General features: G+C 64.1%; 1 protein-coding gene. It reads right to left on the bottom strand.

All coding sequences use genetic code 11. The features are described from left to right. Positions 1–857: multicopper oxidase family protein (locus B3849_RS13840; protein ID WP_286780303.1), on the bottom strand; the 857-nt coding region annotated here is incomplete at both ends.

The following is an 857-nucleotide window of genomic DNA, read 5'->3' as shown; positions in this document are numbered from 1 at the left end:
CCATCATGCCGCCCATACCGCCCCGCATCATGCCGCCCATGGCCGCATTGGTGTCGGGTAACGAGACAAGGCGCACGGCGGCACCGTCCGACAGGTCGACGACAATTTCCGCCCGCTCTGCCGGGGCCAGAACCAATGCATCGCGCGCGAGGGGCGCTGGCAACAAGCCACCATCCGAAGCGATCTGATGAAAGCCTCGACCATCGTTAAATTTCAGAGTGTAGACGCGGGCGTTGGACGCGTTAAGAAGCCGCAGACGGACAAGGCCCCGCGCCACACTAGCGTTGGGCTGAACCGCGCCGTTTACCAAGATCGTGCCGCCATGAAGCCCGTGCATCATGGTCGGCATGTCCAGCCCATAGGCCAGAACACCGTCTCGGTCGAAGAGCCGGTCCTGAATGATGACCGGGATGTCGTCTATCCCCCAGGTCGACGGCAAACCGGGGTTAGAGGCGTCGGGATCGTCGATTAGCAGCATGCCCGACAGGCCACGATAGACCTGCGGACCGGTCTCCCCATGAATGTGGGAATGATACCACAGCGTCGCCGCCGGCTGGTCGATTTCCAGTTCTGGCGCCCATGTCTTGCCAGGGGCAAGCGCCAATTGCGGCCCGCCATCGACCGCGCCGGGCACATGTGCCCCGTGCCAGTGGGCTGTTACGGCGAAGTCCAGGCGGTTCTTCAGGACCGGGCGTGCAATCTCGCCCCGGCGCATTCTCAACACGGGACCAAGATACGGTTGGCTGTAGCCTAGTGTCTGTGCCTTCCCGCCCATGCCGAAATCGACCGTTCCCGCGATCGCCTCCAGCGGGGCGTCAGCGCGGCCCGAGGCATCAAGGATCGGCGGGATCGGCAGG

The sequence above is a fragment of the Sulfitobacter sp. UBA4523 genome (genome assembly GCF_002388305.1).
GTDB lineage: Bacteria > Pseudomonadota > Alphaproteobacteria > Rhodobacterales > Rhodobacteraceae > Sulfitobacter > Sulfitobacter pontiacus.
This window is presented reverse-complemented; position numbering and strand designations above follow the sequence as displayed.